The sequence below is a fragment of the Psychrobacter sp. PSi21 genome (genome assembly GCF_054960615.1).
The window spans coordinates 25,698-47,362 of the sequence record NZ_JBHNYR010000003.1 but is presented as its reverse complement, the minus strand read 5'-3'; the positions used below and the strand labels follow the sequence as shown (position 1 = coordinate 47,362).

Annotated in this window: 14 protein-coding genes; 1 reads left to right on the top strand and 13 read right to left on the bottom strand. The window is 47.4% G+C overall.

The features are described from left to right. Window positions 1–125 precede the first annotated feature (125 nt). The 12 genes from tadA to ACFI32_RS02965 form a co-directional block, all read right to left on the bottom strand. A complete protein-coding gene (tadA, locus tag ACFI32_RS03020; protein ID WP_462625025.1) occupies window positions 126–695 on the bottom strand; it encodes a tRNA adenosine(34) deaminase TadA in 570 nt (189 codons plus the stop codon). Window positions 696–711: 16 nt separating this feature from the next. After that, window positions 712–1,458, bottom strand: coding sequence for a uracil-DNA glycosylase (locus tag ACFI32_RS03015; RefSeq protein WP_462625024.1), 747 nt, complete (start codon window positions 1,456–1,458; stop codon window positions 712–714). A gap of 236 nt (window positions 1,459–1,694) precedes the next feature. Next, the gene (gene clpA, locus ACFI32_RS03010) at window positions 1,695–4,241 is read right to left on the bottom strand and encodes an ATP-dependent Clp protease ATP-binding subunit ClpA (RefSeq protein WP_462625023.1); all 2,547 of its coding nucleotides are present in this window, start codon (window positions 4,239–4,241) and stop codon (window positions 1,695–1,697) included. Between the two features lie 532 nt (window positions 4,242–4,773). Next, a complete protein-coding gene (locus ACFI32_RS03005; RefSeq protein ID WP_462625022.1) occupies window positions 4,774–5,172 on the bottom strand; it encodes an ATP-dependent Clp protease adaptor ClpS in 399 nt (132 codons plus the stop codon). Between the two features lie 135 nt (window positions 5,173–5,307). Beyond that, on the bottom strand, window positions 5,308–6,120 hold the full coding sequence (locus ACFI32_RS03000) for a hypothetical protein (protein ID WP_462625021.1): 813 nt from the start codon (window positions 6,118–6,120) through the stop codon (window positions 5,308–5,310). A gap of 264 nt (window positions 6,121–6,384) precedes the next feature. After that, window positions 6,385–7,452 (bottom strand): N-acetyl-gamma-glutamyl-phosphate reductase, encoded by a 1,068-nt coding sequence (argC, locus tag ACFI32_RS02995; protein ID WP_462625020.1) that lies wholly within the window; start codon window positions 7,450–7,452, stop codon window positions 6,385–6,387. Window positions 7,453–7,528: 76 nt separating this feature from the next. Further along, the gene (hemE, locus tag ACFI32_RS02990; protein WP_462625019.1) at window positions 7,529–8,665 is read right to left on the bottom strand and encodes a uroporphyrinogen decarboxylase; all 1,137 of its coding nucleotides are present in this window, start codon (window positions 8,663–8,665) and stop codon (window positions 7,529–7,531) included. A gap of 91 nt (window positions 8,666–8,756) precedes the next feature. Further along, entirely contained in the window at window positions 8,757–9,917 is a 1,161-nt protein-coding gene (gene proB / locus ACFI32_RS02985; RefSeq protein ID WP_462625141.1) for a glutamate 5-kinase, read from the bottom strand. A gap of 173 nt (window positions 9,918–10,090) precedes the next feature. After that, window positions 10,091–11,299 (bottom strand): Obg family GTPase CgtA, encoded by a 1,209-nt coding sequence (gene cgtA, locus ACFI32_RS02980; protein WP_462625018.1) that lies wholly within the window; start codon window positions 11,297–11,299, stop codon window positions 10,091–10,093. Window positions 11,300–11,599: 300 nt separating this feature from the next. Then, entirely contained in the window at window positions 11,600–13,045 is a 1,446-nt protein-coding gene (locus ACFI32_RS02975; RefSeq protein ID WP_462625017.1) for a glyceraldehyde-3-phosphate dehydrogenase, read from the bottom strand. Window positions 13,046–13,290: 245 nt separating this feature from the next. Next, window positions 13,291–14,445, bottom strand: a complete 1,155-nt coding sequence (locus tag ACFI32_RS02970; protein WP_462625016.1) for a lipocalin family protein — start codon at window positions 14,443–14,445, stop codon at window positions 13,291–13,293. A 348-nt stretch (window positions 14,446–14,793) separates the two neighbouring features. Then, a complete protein-coding gene (locus ACFI32_RS02965) occupies window positions 14,794–15,945 on the bottom strand; it encodes an NUDIX domain-containing protein (RefSeq protein ID WP_462625015.1) in 1,152 nt (383 codons plus the stop codon). Between the two features lie 266 nt (window positions 15,946–16,211). Between ACFI32_RS02965 and hemP the strand changes: the two genes are divergently transcribed. Continuing rightward, window positions 16,212–16,370 carry a hemin uptake protein HemP gene (hemP, locus tag ACFI32_RS02960; RefSeq protein ID WP_227672156.1) on the top strand — a complete coding sequence of 53 codons (159 nt, stop codon included), beginning with the start codon at window positions 16,212–16,214 and terminating at the stop codon, window positions 16,368–16,370. 138 nt (window positions 16,371–16,508) lie between these two features. On the opposite strand, the gene ACFI32_RS02955 is transcribed toward hemP, so the two are convergent. Further along, entirely contained in the window at window positions 16,509–21,515 is a 5,007-nt protein-coding gene (locus tag ACFI32_RS02955; protein WP_462625014.1) for a translocation/assembly module TamB domain-containing protein, read from the bottom strand. Window positions 21,516–21,665: the final 150 nt, after the last annotated feature.

The window sequence follows — 21,665 nt, the reverse complement described above, 5'->3', positions numbered from 1 at the left end:
ATGGGTATCGTAATGATTTAACTGATACATAACCAGCCAAACAGCGCGATATTATAGCAAAAAAACGTTGATACCACTAGGGCATATCGCTACTTAATTTATCATGACGACCAAAGCGGCCTATGCTACGACGGTGAGGTGCAACCATCGCGTTTTGCTTGCTTGAGCGCTTGACGACGCGCACGAAAAAAATGCTTCAGCATAGCACTACTGGCATCAGCACATAACCCTTGTTGTACGTGAATACGATGGTTATAAAAATCACAAGCTGGCAAATCCATTTGGCTACCTGCCATCCCTGCTCGTGGCTCAGAGGCAGCGTAAACCACTCTGGCAACACGCGCATGAATCAGCGCGCCAATACACATGGTACAGGGCTCTAAGGTGACATATAAAGTCGTGTCCTGCGGCAGACGATAGTTGCGCAAATGCTCACAAGCATGCCGCAGCGCAACGATTTCGGCATGTGCCGTGGCATCATGACGGCCAATCGGTTCATTAAATCCCTGCCCGATGATGACGCCTTCGTGTACTAAAATGGCACCCACAGGCACCTCCCCCCGCGCGCCGCCCTGCTTAGCCACCACCAAAGCGTGCTGCATCCATGCCACATCAGACAACAACCAAAACCGACACATGGTCAAATCACGGTGGCTAGCAGGTGGGTACAGAGGATTTATTGAATAGAGTGTCATCTGTTTTTATCGTTATTTATTGCGGTAGCTGCCAGTCGATCGGCGTGCGGCCGTGCTGACGCAAATAGTCATTGGTTTTGGAAAATGGCTTTGTACCAAAAAAACCGCCTCGATTGGCTGCTAATGGTGAAGGATGAACCGCTGTTAAGATCAAATGCTTATCGGTGTCAATATACTTACCTTTTTGCTGCGCTTTGCTGCCCCACAAGATAAATACGGTGTGTTCGGTTTGCTCATTAATGACATCAATGACTGCATCAGTAAACGTTTCCCAGCCTTTATTTTGATGGCTGTTCGGTGCACCTTCGCTCACGGTTAAAGAGCTATTTAATAACAACACACCTTGCTTTGCCCAGTGGGTCAAGTCACCATGCTTAGAATAGCTGGTACCAATATCATTGGCCATTTCTTTAAGCACGTTGTTCAATGAAGGCGGCTTTGGGATGGCTTTTGGTACTGAAAACGAGAGTCCCATGGCCTGACCTGCACGGTGATAAGGATCTTGACCCAGAATCACTACTTTGACCTCTGACAACGGCGTTAGATTAAAGGCATTGAACATCAGTGGCGCTGGTGGAAATACTGGCGTACCTGACTGATACGCTTGCTTTAAAAAATCACGTAGCTTGTCCATGTTCTCTGAGGTCAGCTCCTCTGCCAATGCTACTTTCCAATCTTCAGGTAAACGCACTTTGTCTAATATAGCCTGCTTTTCGGCATTGGTTTTTTCAGAATCGGCGGACTGGTCGTCGAATAACTGCATGGGTATTGCCTCTTTTTATTTATTATTTAATCGGTGCAACTGCACATAATCTATCTTAAGATGATCACCACACCCTGACTGTAAAATAATGATATTGACAAAAGCCACGTTAGCATAGCAGGACAACAGCCGCTGTCAATGCTATTGGCTACTATAGAGAAAAAACTGACATGAAAAAACGGCTACATAGGCAGCCGTTTTGTGATACGTTTAGGTTTTCTGCTTAGGCTATTTTATTAGCTGGCGAGTGATTCGGAGTCGGAGCGCGGCTCGTGAGTTTCAACCACGGTAAGTAAGATACGGCTGTTGGCTGACCCCTTATCACTGGGTAGCTGCGCGGTTTGTTCCGTATCCGCAGTACTATCATCAGTCGTAGATTCTGGCTCTAGCGTCAGATGCACCACACCACCATTGACCAAATCGCCAAATAAAATCATGTTGGCCAGCGGCTTTTTAATCTCATCTTGGATCAAGCGCTGCATTGGCCGTGCCCCCATCAAGCGATCATAGCCTTTTTCTGCCAAATAATCACGCACATCGTCATCAATCTCAAGCGTAACTTGCTTGTCATCCAGCTGTGCTTGCAACTCAACCAAAAACTTATCAACCACTGAGATCACCACTGAGGTATCTAGTGGGTTGAACTGAATAATGGCATCCAAACGATTGCGAAACTCAGGAGTAAAGACACGTTTTAGCGCTTCTGTATTGTCACGGCTGTGATCCTGCTGAGTAAAGCCCATCGATGAGCGACTGATACTGTCCGCACCGACGTTGGTAGTCATAATCAGAATTACTTGCTTAAAGCTGGCAACGCGGCCATTGTTATCCGTCAACGTACCATGATCCATCACCTGCAACAATAGATTAAAAACATCTGGATGGGCTTTTTCAATCTCATCAAGCAGCAGGACACAGTGCGGATACTGATTGATTTTTTCAGTCAAGAGCCCACCCTGATCGTAACCCACATAGCCTGGCGGCGCACCAATCAAGCGAGAAGCGGTATGCGCTTCCATGTACTCTGACATATCAAAGCGCACCAACTCAACACCCAATAAGTTTGACAATTGACGCGAGACTTCTGTTTTACCCACCCCTGTTGGGCCTGCAAACATAAACGAACCAATTGGTTTTTCTGGCGCTTTAAGACCTGCACGAGACAATTTAATCGCATCGGCAAGGGTAGCAATGGCCTCGTCCTGTCCAAAGACCAAACGCTTCAAATCACGGTCTAAGTGCTCAAGAATGCTCTTATCATCTGTTGAGACCGCTTTGGGCGGAATACGGGCAAGCTTGGCAACGATCGCTTCGATATCACCCACATCAATGGTAACAGGCGCTTTGTTCTTATTACCAGTCGGCAGGTCGTTGACCGTTTTGGCCGTGTCTTCTGCTTTTGCTGCCGTAGCAGCAGCATCCATCTCGTTATCCTGCGCGTCAAAATCATCATCAATGCCACTCAGTGTTTCTTCATCAAAGTCTTGTGCCAAATCTTTGATAAAACTCTCTTCAGCTTTGATGTCATCAGCGTCAGGAATCACCCCTAGGCGCTTATACGCCCCCGCTTCATCAATCACATCAATGGCTTTGTCGGGCAAAAAGCGCTCATGAACATACTTCACCGACAGCTCCACAGCACTTACCAAGGCTTGGTCGGTATATTCGACATTATGGAAAGACTCATAACGCGATTTGAGACCGCGCAAAATATCAATGCTGTCATCGATGCTTGGTTCTTTAATATCAATTTTTTGGAAACGGCGCGATAAGGCATGATCTTTTTCAAACACTTGGCGATATTCAGTAAATGTCGTTGAGCCCACGCAGCGCAACTCACCATTGGCCAATGCAGGCTTGATCAAGTTTGACACATCCATACTGCTGCTCATTGATGACCCTGCACCAATAATCATATGAATTTCATCAATAAACAAAATGGCATTGGGCTTTTTCTTAAGCGCCTCTAACAAAGACTTCATGCGTTTTTCAAAGTCGCCGCGATATTTGGTACCCGCTATTAGCGAACCAATATCCAGACTGTAGATAACGCAGCCACTTAATGGCTTTGGCGCTTTATCGTTGATGATCAGCCATGCCAAACCTTCGGCAATAGAGGTTTTACCAACACCTGGCTCACCCACCAATAAGGGGTTATTTTTACGGCGGCGGCATAGCACTTGTGCAGTACGCTCAATCTCAGGGCCACGGCCAATCAGCGGATCGGTTTTTCCTTCTGCAGCACGCTGGTTTAAGTTGGTCGCAAACTCAACCAGTGGGTCTTTGCTGGTTTTTTCAGAGGCACTGCGGCGCTCACCCGTCATGGATGCACGCGGCTCAGATGGTTCATTTTTGTCTTGACCATGTGATAGGTACTGCGTGAGCTCTAAACGGCTGATGCCTTGTTTTTTAAGCAAATAAACCGCATAGGTGTCATGCTCTGAAAACATCGATACCAAAATATCTGAGCCTTCGACCAAGCGGCCGCCGCCAATCGACTGCACGTGAAAAATGGCACGCTGCAAAATGCGATCAAAGCTTTGTGTTGGCTGCGGCGATTGCTCCATGTCTTCTTCTATGGTTGGCGTATGCTTGCTGATATAAGCTTCAAGCTCCGCACGAAGGCTGGAAATATTAGCATTGCAAGCCGTCAACGTATTGGCAGCATGGGTGTTTTCTAGTAGCGCCAATAACAAGTGCTCCACAGTGAGATACTCATGTGACTTTTGACGCGCGAGCGTCATTGCTAAACGCAACGAGACTTCAAGATGACGACTTAACATAATGGATTCCTACGGTTATACCTATTTTCATATAATAATATTATGGGTCACTACTTAGTAAATCAGGGCGACAAACGAATTGTTCAAGGGAAGCGATGGCTTAATCAGCAAGTGTCTACTCTACAAAACAGCGGATAGCTACTAGCTACTACTAGTGGAGAGCTACTATTAACCACTTTTCTTCATATCAACATGATCATCGCCCATAGTCAATCTATTAACACGTTGTAAAATGTATCAAAGCATGCACAATGTTGATGGATGAACGGTTTGACTGAATTAAATAGATTTTGGGTGGTTAACAAATGCTGAATAATGAATACGATAAAAAATGGATAATCAATGAGAGAAAAGGAACTTAGAGAATAAAAAACAGACAATTTTATGATGATAACAGCGATTCAATAGGTCAATAGCACACCGAAACCATCATACAATAATATATGGAGGATAAAACAATAAAATCAAGATTAACAATGGGATAGGATGAAATAAATTTGGATTTGATGCAAAAAATGTACGGCTAGATAACTCAGTCGCCTTGATTCGGCTCAATCTGAGTCAATAACGGATAGCCTTCGCGGTGCGCCAGACTGTTTACTTTTTTTGCTTTGGTTTCTGCGATGTCTTTTGGATAAATTCCCGCAATGCCTTTGCCACTGTTGTGAATGGCCAGCATGATTTCTACCGCTTTTTCGATGTTGTGGCGAAACTCTGATTGCAAAATATGAACCACAAACTCCATCGGCGTGTAGTTGTCATTATACATTACCACTGCATACATCGGAGGTTTGGCCACTTCTGGCTCAGCAACCATCACATCTACTTGGGGTGTGGTCTCAGCATCAGTATCATTGTCTTGCGCACGGTGGCCTGCTGGCGCAGTTGGGAAATGCCAGTCACAAGTTGTCGGCGTCATTACGGATAACATAGGCGTCTTCATAACCATATATAATATATTAGATAAAGATATATTGAAAAATATTAAATAAATTTTGCTATTGCTATGCAAGCGCTCACTGTGAGAACAGATACGCTGATAACAGAATGTTTAGTGCATTATGCGTTATTTAGTGTCAGTGTCAGTGTCAGTGTCAGTGTCAGTGTCAGTTATGATAGGACTTTCATCTACTTCTGGCAAATCTGTCAGCGACAGTGGCATATTATCTACCATATCGCCAAGACTCCAATCGTAAAGCTGCTCAACTTGCTCATCACCTGCTTCTAAGCTAAGTTTTACTTGTAGAGGCTCGAAGTCTGCTGGCATCACAAAACGGCCGCGAATACGCACGATGCCCTCAATCATATAACTTTTTGGATCAAGCGGCACGGAGATAAAGTTGTCTTCATCTTGCAGTGTCAACGTGACCGTTAGGTTTTTGGCCTGACCATCTTCGCTCAACATCGCCACATCAAAACCGTATTCAAACGCATTTTCTGGCAATGGGGTAATTTTATAACCAAGCACCTGTAGCGGCATGCCACCTTGCTCAGTGATAAACTTGCCATACAACATATTGAGCTGTGAGACTTGTTGACTTTCTGTTTTGAGTATTTGGTTTCTTTTTTGGGTATCATCAAGATTTGCCAGACTAATCGCAAGCTCTTGTTTGGCCGTCTCAACCTGATTTTCCATCACCTTATTGCTCAGGCGTAAGTCTTTGACTTCATTGCTGGCCTGCTTGCTGATATTGGCCGCCAGCGCCGCCTCAGACTCCAGTTTATGATAGCCACTTTGGTAGCCAATCATGTGCCCAAAAACAGAAGTGACGGCCGCAGTGACTGATATGGCAACAATAAACAAAAACAGCAGTAGCTTCCCCGCCCCTTGCTGCGATCTGCCCACTGTTCGACCCACTACCGTACTGGCAATAGGCATATCTTCAGACCATACGGATGCAGATGCGTGACACGATAAACGTGCTGGCTGCGAACACAAGCGGGGGGCAGTCTTAACACGCATTTAGGCAATATCTCTTAACAGGAAAGGCGGCACATTATAACGGAATTCAGGATCAATACCTAGCACAGCGCTGTAAGCATGGTGACTTTGTAGTAATGATTCTGTAATACCAAACAAAATACACCATGCAAAATTGACCATCATTTTTTGTCGTAACAATCATACGATAAGCGCAAAAGGTTAAGGCACAATTGGCGCAAAGGTTAAGCCCAAGGTTTCATCAAGACCCAGCATAACATTCATATTTTGTACGGCTTGTCCTGCAGCTCCTTTCACCAAATTATCTTGTACCACCAAGACGGTCAGCTCGTCTCTATCATTATTTTGATAGACGGCAATACGCAAACGGTTACTGGCGCGAACGCTGCGCGTGTCTGGATACATGCCACGTGGCAACACATCAATAAAGACTTCGTCCGCGTAGCTGCTTTCAAACACCTGCTGCCAATCAATCGCCTTGCCCGCGTCGGTCAGCTCTAAATGAATTGAGCTGAACATACCTCGAATCATGGGCACCAGATGTGGTAAAAAGCGAATTCGATGATCAAACTGGCTCTCAAGCAGCTGCGATACGCCTTGTTCAATCTCTGGCAAATGGCGATGACCCGTCACGCCATAGGCTTCAAAGTTGTCTGTTGTCTCTGCGTAGTTGAGTGCCAGCTTGGCTTGTCTGCCCGCCCCTGAAACGCCTGATTTGGCATCGATCACGATACGTGCGTCGATCAGGCGCGCACCTTGCTCGTTTTGCGCCTCAATGACTGGCTTTAAACCTAAAATCGCGGTGGTTGGATAGCAGCCTGGATTGCCCACGACTTTTGCTGTTGCAAGCTTCGTACGGTTCAATTCTGGCAAGCCATACACTGCCGTTTTGAGTAGCTCAGGACAGCTGTGCGGCTGCTGATACCATTGCTCAAACTCGGCAAGTGACTGCAAACGAAAATCTGCTGCCAAATCGATCACTTTAACGCCCGCTGTCGTCAAGGCTTCTGCTTGCTTCATTGCCACGCCATGCGGCGTAGCAAAAAAGACCACGTCGCGCTCTTTTAGCGCCGTTAAGGTATCATCGCCCAAGTCACTAAAAACAATATCAGAGATGCCGCGCAAACTTGGAAAAATCTCATCAGCGCGGGTACCCGCTTCACTTCGAGATGTCAGCAGGTCAATGGATACCTCAGGGTGTGAGGAGAGCAGACGAATAAGCTCAATACCGGTATATCCGGTACCGCCAACAATAGCTACTGAAATCATAAAGTGTCCTTAATTTTGATGTTTCATTATTGCCAAGCGCACCATCTTTACGCTTAGAAGTAAGTCGATAGACGTATTATAGTTTGTAATCATGTACCGCATCGATAAAGACTTTGGCGCGATCAGGATCAACCCACTGGGTGATGCCATGACCTAAGTTTGCCACATAGCCTGTTTTCTCACCGCCCGCGTAAGCGCTATCGAGCATGGCTTTGACTTCAGCACGGATGGTCTCAGGAGAGCCATATAGCGTTGCTGGATCAAGGTTGCCCTGAATGGCTTTGCTTTGCTGTATCTTTTTGTGCTGCTTGGTCAGTTGACGCTGACGCTCTACCAATGTCTGGCGGGCGCGATCAAGAGGCATGGTCCAATCAAGTCCCAATGCATCGGCTTCGCTATCGGCTTGTATGTCGAGCCATAGGCCGCCGCCCTTGGTAAACAGCACCACAGGCACTGACGGGTGACGCGCTTTAAGCGCAGCAACAATACGCTTGTTGTAGTTGTGAGAGAACTCGATAAATTGACGATGACCCAGCGCCCCGCCCCAGCTGTCAAAAATTTGTACCGCTTGAGCGCCTGCGATGATCTGCGCATCGAGATAGTCGGTCACTGCCGTGGCAAGTTTATCAAGCAACTGATGCAAAAATTCAGGCTTGCTATAGAGCATTCCTTTGGTATAACGATAATCTTTTGAACTGCCGCCTTCGATCATATACGTGGCCAGCGTCCACGGACTGCCTGAAAAACCAAACAACGGCACTGAGCCATTTAGCGCTTTACGGATACTGGTCACTGCGCGCATGACGTAATCCAAAGAGTCATTCACGTCTAGTACTGGCAACTGCTCAAGGTCTGACTGACCACGGACGGTATATTTAAACTTAGGCCCTTCACCAGTCTCAAAATACAAGCCCAGTCCCATCGCATCAGGAATGGTCAGAATATCACTGAACAAAATAGCCGCGTCCAAATCATAGCGACGTAGCGGTTGCAGCGTCACCTCAGTTGCGCGCGCCGTGTCTTTGCATAGGCTCATAAAGTCGCCTGCTTCAGCACGCGTGGCTTTATACTCTGGTAAATAACGGCCTGCCTGACGCATCATCCACACAGGTGTGGTATCAACTGGCTCAAAACGCAGCGCCCGCAACAATCTATCGTTTTTTAGCGGTGCAAATTTGTGTTGCGGGTCGGTATTGGTCTCTGAGGCGCTCATGCACAACTCTCCAAAAAATAAATTAGAAATTAGTTAGAATAAAAACGATAAAATAGGTCAGCGTAATGAGGCGCTTGCTGATCGTTTAGCGCTACATGTATAAGGCTAAATTGTCACGGTGTACCATCACCACACGCTCTTCACTGTTACCCAAAATACGGTCAAACTGCTCCGTACGCTCGCGCGCTACGCGGCGGGCATCTGGAGATGAGAAGTTGACCTGACCAACAGCTAAGCGCTCGCCTGTGTCTTGATGTACGATCTCAACCACATCTCCTTCATCAAAGTCACCACGCACCTCAACCACACCGACAGGTAGCAAACTTCTATTGTGCTCAATCACAGCACGAGCAGCACCCGCATCGACGATCAACGTGCCTGCCATCCGTAAATGCGCGGCCAACCACTGCTTACGAGCAATGAGTTTGTCCTCATCATTAGTAGTCAACAGGGTACCTACCGCTTCGCCTGAGACCACGCGTGTGATGACATTGTCAATCGCACCGCTTACAATCACAGTCGGGCAGCCGCCCATCGCAGCCAAGCGTCCAGCGCGGATTTTGGTCAACATACCGCCGCGACCCAGTTTGCCGCCATCACCTGCGATATCAAACAAATAATCTGCCATCGCGCGCTCTTGACGAATCATTTTGGCATCAGGATTATCACGGGGGTTGTCCGTAAACACCCCATCTTGATCCGTCAAAATGATATATAAGTCGGCATGTACCATGGCCGCTGCCATGGCACCAAGCGTATCATTATCACCGAATTTGATTTCATCAATAGTGATGGTGTCATTTTCGTTAATAACGGGCAACACATGCCAATCCAATAACTGGGTTAACGCGCTGGTGGTATTGAGATAACGGCGTCGGTTGGATAAATCATCATGAGTCAGTAGCAGCTGCGCGCTATGGACGCCATGCTGAATCAGCGCTGACCACCACGTTTCAATCAAACCCATTTGCCCGATAGAGGCGCAGGCTTGTAGCGCAGCCAACTTCTTGGGGCGCTCATCCAAATTCATGCGCACCACGCCTTCGGCAACGGCACCCGATGACACCAACAGTACTTCAATACCCTGATTGTGCAACTTGGCAATCTGTTTTGCCCATTCATAAATGGCAGTCCGATCAAGACCACGACCGTTATTGGTCAATAGTGACGAGCCGATTTTAACGATGACGCGCTTGATATCAAAATTACGCGCTTGTTTGACAAACCGTGCTTCGTCAAGTGATTGTTCCATATCGACTGCCATAAAAACTCCTGTATATTATGTAGGCATAAATTAAAATAAATGGAGGCCCGATTATATAACCAATAAGGCCTCTTAATTAAAATAGATACCGATTGATAACGACAATCGGTATTATCAACAACAATAGTAGCGTATCGCCGTGTTATTATATGCAGTCCACATTACGGCACATAGACCACTTCAACGCCGTCTTCATCGTCGTCATCAAAATCATCATCCAAGTCAGTTCCTTCACGCTGCGCTTTACGAGCGGCGCGATAAGCCTCACGCTGTGCTTCAGTATTGCGGCGCACTTCAGCCTCCAGGCGCTCAAAACGGGCTTTTTGAGCCGCAGCAAAATCTGGATCTTCTAGTTCGCGCTCACGTTCGAGCTCAATCTCATTCATCAAATGATATTTGATCGGATCAATGCCTTCGCCCGTTAAGGTTGAGGCGCGAAATACTGTACCCGTCCATTCAAGCTCAGCGACAATATGCTCGCATAAGGCATCGATCTCTTCATCCAACACCTGATCGATTTTGTTCAGTACCAATATTTGCGGCAGATCAGCAAGCTCGGGTGAAAAACGCTCCAGCTCATTTAAAATAATACGGGCATTGTGTACAGGATCACTGCCATCGATGGGTTGTACATCGACGATGTGCAGCAAACGGCGAGTACGTGCCACATGCTTTAAGAAGCGAATGCCAAGACCTGCACCCTCTGACGCGCCTTCAATCAGACCTGGAATATCAGCCATCACAAAAGAGCGATGACGACCGATATCGACCACACCTAGGTTGGGCACGATGGTGGTAAACGGATAATCAGCAACTTTTGGTTTCGCCGCAGAAACCTGACGAATAAAGGTTGATTTACCCGCGTTTGGCAGACCAATCAAACCCACATCTGCCACAACTTTTAGCTCAAATTTTAACACTTTGAGCTCGCCTTCAAAGCCAGAAGTGGCCTTACGAGGGGCTTGGTTGGTTGAGCTTTTAAAATGGGTGTTACCCAAACCGCCATCACCGCCTTTGGCAATCAGTAGTGTCTGATCGACTTCGGTCATATCACCGATGACTTCATCTGTTTCGGTGTCGATAATGGTGGTACCAATCGGTACTGGCAAAAAGATATCGTCAGAGCCTTTGCCTGAGCAGTTTTTGCTGTGTCCATTTTCGCCGCGCTTGGCATCGTAGCGGCGCGTATAACGATAATCGACTAACGTGTTGGTGTTGTCATCAGCAATAACATAGACGTCACCGCCACTACCGCCATCACCACCATCAGGTCCACCACGTGGGACGTATTTTTCTCGGCGAAAACTGACGATACCGTTACCGCCGTCACCTGCTTTTACCGTTACGACGGCTTCATCAATAAATCGCATGTTACGTTCCTTAATTTGCAATCTTTACAGTCAATGACTGTCTTTTTTTGGTTGTGCGCGGTCATTCATGCCGCTTATCTGTCATCAATGGCTGTGATAAAAAATCATTAATAACTGTCAATAATGCATCATATCGCACCCTTTGGTGGCTTGATATGGTTTTTATCATCAGCATGATAAATAACACCCGATAACCAAAAAGACTATCGGGTGCCATAAGTACCATGGGTAAAGCACAAACCAACACAGCTTTATCTAAAACTGCCACACCTAATGCAAGTGCAGTCAGCCTTAGGGGTATTATGCTGGAATTTGCGTGTAACTGATACCCGCCATTTGGGTAGCAACGCGCAATACTTGCGTGCTGTAGCCTACTTCATTGTCATACCAGATGTAGACGGTGGCATGGTTGTCCGTCACGATGGTGGCTTGTGCATCCACGATACCAACGTGCTTGGTACCAACAAAGTCAGTTGATACAGCTTCTGTTGAGTCAGTATAAGCGATTTGTGACTGCCATGTGCTGCTATTGGCCACTTGACGTAAGAAATCGTTCAATGCATCGCTACTTTGCGGCGCAGTTTTTAGATTTAGGTTCAAAATCGCAAGACTAACGTTCGGCGTCGGTACACGAATGGCATTACCAGTCAATTTGCCACCAAGCTCTGGTAAGGCTTTACCGACGGCTTTGGCTGCGCCTGTGCTGGTGATAACCATATTCAATACCGCACTACGACCACGGCGATCGGCTTTGTGATAGTTATCAATCAAGTTTTGATCGTTGGTGAATGAGTGAATGGTTTCAACATGACCGTTTTCAATACCAAACTCGTCGTTTAATACTTTTAGCGTTGGTGTGATGGCGTTGGTGGTACAGCTGGCCGCACTCACGATGGTGTCATCACCAATGGTATCATTGTTTACACCATACACGACGTTTTTGATCTCGCCGCCTGCAGGAGCAGTTAACAATACTTTTTGAACGCCTTTAGACTGCAAATGCTTGCCAAGGCCGTCTTCATCTTTCCATTTGCCTGTGTTATCGATAACCACAGCGTTCTCGATACCATAAGCGGTATAGTCGATTTCACTTGGGTCATTGGCATAGATCACTTGGACAAAACGGCCATTAATAATAATGCCGTTATGCTCTTCATCGATACTCACGCCGCCAACAAAGTTGCCATGAATTGAATCACGCTCTAGCAATGACGCGCGCTTGGCCAAATCGCCTTTTGCCGCTGGACGTACAACGATGGCTTTTAGTTGCAAACCTTTTGCGCTGGATGCTTGTGACAATAGCAAACGCGTTAGGATACGGCCAATACGGCCAAAACCATACAATACAACGTCAGTGGCATTGTTTTCTACAGAGGCATCACGGTTGATGGTTTGTAGCGCTTGTGCCACGTCAGTATCGTTGGCAATCAATTGACCCACGTCAACACGCAAGGCTTGGAGATCGTTGCTCGCTGCCAATGTTTTTACCACAGCTAGGGTATCGGCGATAGCAATGGCTTGAGCGCCTTGCTCACGATTGGCAGCTTTTTGATGCAATGCCAATACTTGACCCACAGAGGTGGTGTCGAAGCTTTCGCCAAACATGGTTACTTGTACGTCTTGCTCATTGTATAGCTTGTTAAGCAAACCCATCAATTCGATGGCTTGCTGCTCTTGATTGTTATAGTTATTTAAGTTGTCTTGATGCAATTGGCGTAAGGTATCAGCGTGGCTCACGAGAAACATCCTTATGGTCAGTAAAATGAGGGTCAGTTGCGAGTGATAAAACAAGGCAAAAACTGGGATTGGCTGCAGTAACAGTGGCTTATAAAGACCTCACTATTACAGTCAGTGCAACAAAATCGCCTAAATTTTAGCTTAAAACGCCCAATTTTGCCAGTAATAACCATGATTACTCATGACTGTCGTCAAAACTTCACTGCCTTGAGGTGGATTGATTCATGCTGCCAGCTGATGTGACACTTGTTATTCTAAGGCACCAGATTGGCCGTTTGACCTGTTTGTACTGTTAAGTTGAATTCCTTGAGATCATAACCTTGTTGCTGCGCAATCTGACGGTATTTGGCATACGTGTCTTGACGAATATCTGGCGTACGTGCCAGCAACCACAAGTACTTATGATCAGGCGTACCGACCAATGCTGTATCGTATTGATCATCACGCGCCAGTACCCAATAATTGGCACGGCCAATGGGTAACCAGCGTAGCCATGAGGGTAAAAACGTCACTTTCAGCTTGCTGCCTGAGTCGTCGGCGGTAGTAGCGACGCCATCAGCGGTAATGGACTTGCCATCTTCACCCACGCATTGGTTGAGCACGTCAATACCTGAGTTATCTGTCTGCTGCGTATAGGTGGCAGTCACATCACGGGCACAGTTGCGTTGAAAACGCATCGGCAAACGGCCAATCTCATACCACGTACCTGCGTATTGATCTAGGTCAACACCGTCAACGGTGGTTGGCTCAGAAGCAACGTTATGAATAATGTCTGATGGGGTAACCGCAAGGGTATCGGCAGCCGTATGACTGTTTTCGCCATTGTCTGCGCTCATGGTCATCGCTGGCATGGGTGCCGCATAGGCAGAAAAGGCCGCTAAAGGAACAATAATCGCCAAGGCAATCGCGGTGTGCTTGATCAGAGTATTCATAAAAATACGCTCAGGGATATCTCTTTCTGGAAAAGAAGACGATATCTGTGCGTTGCGCCGACGGCTATGCTGAGCGGGTTGTCTGTCAACTGCTGGCTTATCTGCCATGCACTGACGAAGCTTGGCATGCGCATAAGGTTCAGCACTATGCTCAGGCTCTGGGGTGTTATCAGATACAAATGACAAATACTCATCAGTTGGTGCACCTGATGCCTTTTTATAGGCGCTATTTATAGCAGAGTTATTGGCTGCACGCTTATCATCCATAGTCGTCGCCTTGTTGTCGCGCTCATATGAATGGCGAATATAAGCACGTTCAGGATCGTGCGCATAGTCTGCATCATTGCTGGCCTGATCCGTTTGCTCATCAGCATCAGAAGACAGATAACGCGTTTGCGCTTGATTGTTTTGATGCGACTGAGAACCGGCTGCCTGTGAGCCAGATAATGCTGGCTGAGGTAACTTATTGGTTTTCATAGTGATACCGTATAATCATTGTTTTTGTGAATAAAAAATATGCGTAATAACTGTCTCTGATAATTGGCTATCAGCAAGCTCAAAGGCGGCTTATCATGCACGGTTTGTATCAATCATAAATACCGCAAGCCTTAAACCTATATAGGTATATATATTAACTTTCTGATAGAAGCTATTGATTCATGCTTTATAGTAAGACTGCCGCTTACATTAAAGTAGTGCAGCAATGTAGGGAAACGCAACGCTTTGTAAGTGAGATAACCGTTATTTATCATCTCTCCTACTGTGTAACACCTGTGTAAAAGCATGAGAGCGGCAACGTAAAGCACTTATACCTTGTTTTTCACCTCATAAAAGTGATGACGGCTGGCACTCATGAAAATGTCGAATGCCTGCTATGCCAAGTGCGCCCTGCTCGGCTGCTTGCGCGTTCATATCGGGATATAAGCCGCCCAAGGCAATGACAGGTATATCAGCACGTAGCGCCAACGCCGCCCACGCTTGCCAGCCTAAGCCTGTCTCATCAGGATGGGTCGGTGTCGCCAATACAGGAGACAAAAACATACCGATAACGGGCGGTAGCTTTGCTGCAAGTCTGATACGTGCCAACTGATTAGCCGCTTCAATACTGCTGATATCATGGCAACTGACGATCAATGGCTGCTGTAGTGCTGGCAAGATTTGTTCTTCTTTATCTGCTTGGTTGTCTTGATGCTGCGCTTGTACAAACCAAGCCATCAGCTGGGAATGACTCAGGTGATAGGCACATACCGTTGCCTCAGCTGATAACTCATCGTTCTGCGCGGCGGTATCCGTCCAAGGGGCAATACCTGAGATATCTGGCCGCGCTTGTAACAACTGCTGTATAACCATGCGGTCTAGCGTGGTATCCGCTGATACGCTCTCATGCCCTTGCTGGGCTGCTTTTGGGCGACAATAGACCCATGACCCTATAGGCAAGTATGATTGATGATAGCTGAGCCATAACGCAGGTGATGACGCATCAAAATGCGCCAGTGGATATGTGATGGCGATATGCGGTGGCAATGTTAGCCATGCCAGAATGGTGCTGTTCGCCGCAGGCAATGGGTATTCCCCTGCCAGCAGCTTGTCTTTGTCCGCCCATGTTAACGCTTGACCTTCTAAGCCTTGCTCCACCGCTTTATACGGCGCAAACTGCGTGATGCTGAGCGCCACGTCATAGACATGCAGACAAACGATTTTATCGCCGTAGTCATGGTGCAAGCGACCCATTTTTATGGCGACATTCTCTGTGATGTCGATGCCTGTCTCTTCAGCCACCTCACGGATCAGCGCTACCTGCGGTAATTCACCATCCTCTATTTTGCCGCCAACAAATTCATAACGATTGCCTTGATGCTGAGCTTGGCTCCGAAAACCAAGTAGGTACTGATTCTGATAATGGATGACCGCGACGGCAACATTAACGATTTTAGCTGGTAGGGAGCCAGACAATGTGGGTGCAGCTGAGGGAGACATAACGATCCTACGCTTATAAAAGCTACGATGATAAATAGATGGCAGCGTTAACGCAAAAATAATCACAAAATACTGACCTGATGATGGCAGCGATACATAAGTTTACATAATAACCGTCTTTTGTTTTATAAATCGCTTGCAAAGACCTCCAATCTAAATGATAATTATTATCGTTAATATAACTATCCCATTACACTACTAGCTTGGCGCGGCGTGTCACATCACACATGACCACCCAGCCACCATCAAAGGAATTTATTATGAGCATGGTTATCTCTCGTTACTTGAACTGCCGTGAAAATCGCCTACCAACGTTACAATCACAACATCTATTTGCCCTGACCAAAGAAGTGCGCATTGAGCATGAAGGTGAAGAATATCGCCTGCGTTTAACCCGTAATAATCGTCTGATTCTGACCAAATAATTTAGCCGATACACCATAGCTACCCGCATAAAAAAACGCCTTACTGATAAGGCGTTTTTTATTGGTTAATCACTGGTTGATAACGGACTGCAATTGTAACGATGGCTCCTCATATTCAGGTAAACCAGTGACTTTGGCTTAGAACTGCCAGCTATACACCACATCTACGGCGTTTTCGGCAGCTGATGTCGCCTCAATATAAATACGGCGCGTCAATTGATAACGAATCGATAGGCTGTTTTGGGCATTGAACACGCCGACACCATAGCGAATATACAAGTCAGGCGTCACGTATCCTGTAACGTTGACGTTGGTGTCTTCACTATTACCTGACGCATCAACCGTTAGGCCTTGCAGACCAAATGCTTGACCAATCTGATTGGTCAAACGGCGGGTGCCACTGAGACCAAAACTCAAACCAGCGGCAGCCAAGTTGTTGCTGACCTCAGATTTAAAGCCTTGCTCACTGATTTGGGTCGCGCCTGTGTTGTTGATTCGGCCGGTTACCAACGCATTCATCGCTTGCTGCTGGGTCAGTCCCGCATCGTTAAAGACCACGATGTTTGGATTTTCGGTAGTACCTGTCACACGTAGGCCGACTGTTTTGCTATTGATACTTTTAACCGCTTCAATACTCAAGTTGGGTTTCATCACATCACCATTGAAACGCACTTGACCATAGTTAAGCTCTAGACTTTGACCAAAAATATTGATATCGGTACGCCGTGAAACTTGTACTACTCCTTTAGCGCGCATCACCCCTTGACCATTTTGAGTAATGTTCAGCGCGCCTGCCAGCGGAATCACCGCACCAAAACCGCGGAAGTTGATATCATCGCCCAAATCAACACCGATATCGGCATTGATTGACCATGGCTGAGAGATCGCCAGAACCTCGTCAATATTGCCGATCAAGCGTCTGTCAATCACCACGGCATCTTCGGTCTGGGTGACGATGTCTTCACTGGCTTCTGGTGGACGAATGGTCGCAGACGGTACGCTGACCGCGCCTTCAATATTGATGTAGCGATCTGTAGGACGAATAATGATATCAATATCAGGATTGACTTCAGCCAGCAGTAGTGGTGGCTGCGTTAATACCAAACGCTCACCTTCGACACTGAGTTTGGCTTGCAGTTTTTGTTGCCAGTTGACCGTTCCTTTTAAGGTGCCTTCGCCGTCGCCACTATTGAATTGACCATCAATCAGCGCTTCTGTACCGCGAATTTTGGCCGTGGCATTGATGTTGGTCAGATTAACCGGCAGATCAAGCATGGCAACACGGCCATCGCTCAGGTTGACATCACCATAAAACTGCGGCTTTTCTAATGTACCACCCAAACCACCTGCCAGTGTCACGTTACCCTCAAGTACGCGCATACCGGGGAAGAAAGGCTTAAATACTGCCAAATTCAACTCATTGAGCACCAGCGCACCCGAAATGGGTTTGGGTGTTTTATAAGGGTCAACAATCACTTCTGCATAGCCGCGCGCGCTGTCAGTGGTGCTGATATCCGTACGCAGTTTGAGGCCTTCAGGAACCGACAGGGCAATCAATGACACGCGCTGATAAGGCAAGCTGATGGGTGCTGCATCACCATCTTGTATCAGACCAATCTTGCCATTGTCAGAATATAATGTCGCGTTGATTTTTGGCGTCTCGCCGCGTTGCCAACCAACAATCGCTCTGCCATTAATCGTGCCATGCCAGTCGATATCTTGCGGCAAAAAGACTGAAAACAGTGAGGTATCGAGCTTTTGCACAGCCAAATTGACCTGCCCACCTGTCGCTGAAGCGACAAGGTTTTCGCGCAAGCACAGCTTGCCTGTTTGATCCTTAGCTTGCCAGCAATGTGCAGCCAGTTGTACCTTAAAGTCGTCAGCGCTGCCTGCTTTGTTGTTGGGTAGATTTAAAATCAGCTGCGCGGGTTGTAATTGGTTTAAGGTGGCATATTGGGACTGCACTTGGCCGTTGCCAACCGTACCTGACCATGTCAGATTGCGGCTATCAAAGCGACCTTTGAGACGCGCGCGGATGTCCAGTTGTTCGTTAGCCACATCCATGTTGAGCACATGCGCGTCTTGAGTACCATCAAAAGAAGCATTGATCTTCTCAAAACGCTGACCTGCCGCCGTTAAACCTTCTGCGGTGACGATCAGCTGGCTTGGGCTATTGGCCAGATTGACCAGTTTGCCGCGCACACGTCCCTCACGCAGGACAAAGTTTGGTAGCGAGATGCGCTCACCCACCAGATCAATATAAACCGTCGGTAGCGCCTGTCCTGCAGGTTGCAGCAAGGTAGCACCGCCTGTGACTTTACCACTTAGGGTATCTGAGAGCTGATCTAGGCTGGTAATATTGATTTTGGTTTGTAATTGGTTGGCATTGCCGTTTGCAGTGACGTAATTATTGCCCCAGCGCAGTACAAGATCATCTGCGTTCAGGCTTTCGACCAAGGCATTGACTTGTTGATACTGTGACTGGGCGTCTTTGGTCTGTAGCTGGCTTAAATAGCCTGCCATATCTTCTGGCAGGTGTAAGGTGGCAGCCAAACTGCCTTTGGCACTAAGCGGCTGACCTTTGAGCGTACCGCTTAGATCAATTTGTGGTAAATTGATCACCTGCTCAGCACTGCTCCAGCGGCCATTGGTGTTCACACTGCCTGTCACCGTACTGGGCATGTCTTTTAGAATATAGCCGATATTAAAGCGATCCATATTCGCCTTGATATCCCATGCCACGCCTTGGCGAATATCAACCAAACCTGTGGCATTGATACTGCCTGCAGCACCCACATGGCTAAAGCGATCAATACTTACTTGCTGATCATCACCGCTGGCCTTGATAGACAGCTTGCCTGCAGGCAATTGCTCAGCCTCCAATGCACCATCAAAATCAAGCGTAAAACGCTGCAATTTGCCTTGGGCAGCAGTGCTGTCGTTGCTGTTAGTAGGTGCTGGCTGCCATTGGCCACTGGTGGTCAAGTCTCCAGTCAAAATCGCAGGCGTGTTGGGCAAAAAGTAACCGACATTAAAGTCATCAAAACGTCCTGCCACGTTCCAACCAATATCGTTACGCAAATCCAGAACGCCTTTAGCGTTCACCGCGCCTGCTTCGCCCGCATAATCAAGCTGGCGAAAGCTAATCAGCTCAGGTGTGCCTGCTGCATTGATCGATAAGCGGCCTTTGGGCACATCTTGGGTATCAATACGGCCATCAAAACGCGCATCAAAAACGGACAATGCATCGCCGATGATGTCAACCGTGGCATCGCCGCTACCATCAATACCGACACGGCGACCGTTTTGTGTGTCATCAAGCTGCAGCTGTAAGTCTGTGTCCGTGATAGTGACGATGTGACGCTGACCTGCAACATTATTTTTGCTGATGTCCAGTAGGCGACCATTGGCACGAATACTGCCCGTAAGACGCTCTACAGGAAGGTCACTACGGTATTGTTTAGGTAGCAGTCCGTCACTGCTGGCATCGATTTGCCATGTCAATGGGCGATTGTTAGCAGCCAGTTGAATCTGGCCACGACCTGACAACGCGCCCACAACCCCTTGATAGTTTAAGCGGTTGATATCCACTGTGTTGCCTGATTTAAGCAACTTAATGTCGTAGTTGCCTTTGGGCGCTGCACTTAACTCATTGATCGTGGCATTGGCATCGACCGATAAGCGTGATCCGCGCATAATAACACTTGCTGTGCCACGCGGGCTGTCGAGATTACCGATATTGGGCAGCTGCTGGCGGCGCACATTTTGCCATATGGCGTCAATATACAGCGGCGGCGCTTGCTTGGATTTGGCGGAGGTTTTGCCTTGTACAATTTTGGCATTAACATGTTCGCCATCACGCTGGCGCAGGTCGGCATCAAGCTGCAAATTACCGTTTTCGTTGGCCTGCTGGACATGAAGCGATAACTTGCCATTGAGCTGTTTTGGGGCGTAGGCTTTATAATCAGCATACTCACTGGGAATGGCGCGGCGAATATCAAAGCTGGTGCCTGAGGCTTGCAGCTTGGCATCAACGCTGTTTTGCCAATCAACAATACCTTGCACAAATAAACGACCAGAGGGTACGTTGGCACTAAGACGATCAATGCGCAGTTGACTGTCAGCGATCACCGCGCGGCCTTGGTATTGCCCTGACGGGATGTCTGTAGCGCTCAGATCAGTATTGATACGCAGGCGGATCTCTGAGAGCACGCCTGACGCGGTCGCCATGCCGCTTTGCAAATGGATATCTTGTGCTTCTAGATAAGGAATCAGCACATCATCCCATTGCAACTTGGCTTCAAATGGCGCGTCTTTGTCCATGCCCTGTACCACAAAGCTACCGCGCACGTCGCCTTCATTGTAGCGGCTGCGCACCTTGCCAACTGTGCGCTTGAGACTGCCGTTGGCAGTGATATTTAAGGGGGCGATATACGCTTTTTCTAAAGCGCTCACTTCAGCAATCGCAGTCAAATCAAGCGGATAATCGCCTTGTAAGTCAATATTGCCTTGTAGCGCGCTCACTTTGACGATATCGGCATAGCGCAAGTCGCCACGGCCGACGGTTACGGTCGTACCTACCCATGTCAAATCTCTTGCGGCAATGTTATGGATGACCATCGGCTCTTTGGTGACTTGCTTATAGACGATGGTATCGACTTTGGCCTGATCAAAGCGCAAATTGACAGGCAGTTCTAAAGTTTTGTAGTCAAATGGCTCGCCTGTCGGGGCTTTTTTATTGATGATATCGATGCGATGAATATCAGCTTCACGCAAATGGACTTCTCTAGCAAATACTGCACGCCAGCCGATTTTGACGTAGGCCTTGTCCACAAAAACTTCGATGTCTTCTGTCGCGTTGATATCGATATCTGTAACCCAAAGGCCATCTCGCAAGTTGCCCGCGCCGTATTTGAAGTCAATATTCGTCTCAGCGCCTACCTTATCTAAGATAAACTCCGTGCCCGACTCTGTGCCCGCCATATAAAAAAAGACAGCAAACATCAGCGCCAACACAATCGATATCAGCACCAATAACTTAAGCACAAATGACAACGGATACCAGCGCTGCATGGCTTGGGCATCTCTTTGTGCAGGATCTTCATCCGATGAGTTTTGAGTAGGCGGAGAATCTTTAATCGGCATGGTGCTCAACTACATTAAGAAAAATTCAGTACCCGCCAGTAATTCGACCAGTACGATTAAAATCAGAGTGATATATTTGGCAGGCATTTGAGGCGGTCAACCTTGTGATACCTTGCCTGACTGCTTGGTTACGACGCGCTTTGATACTTA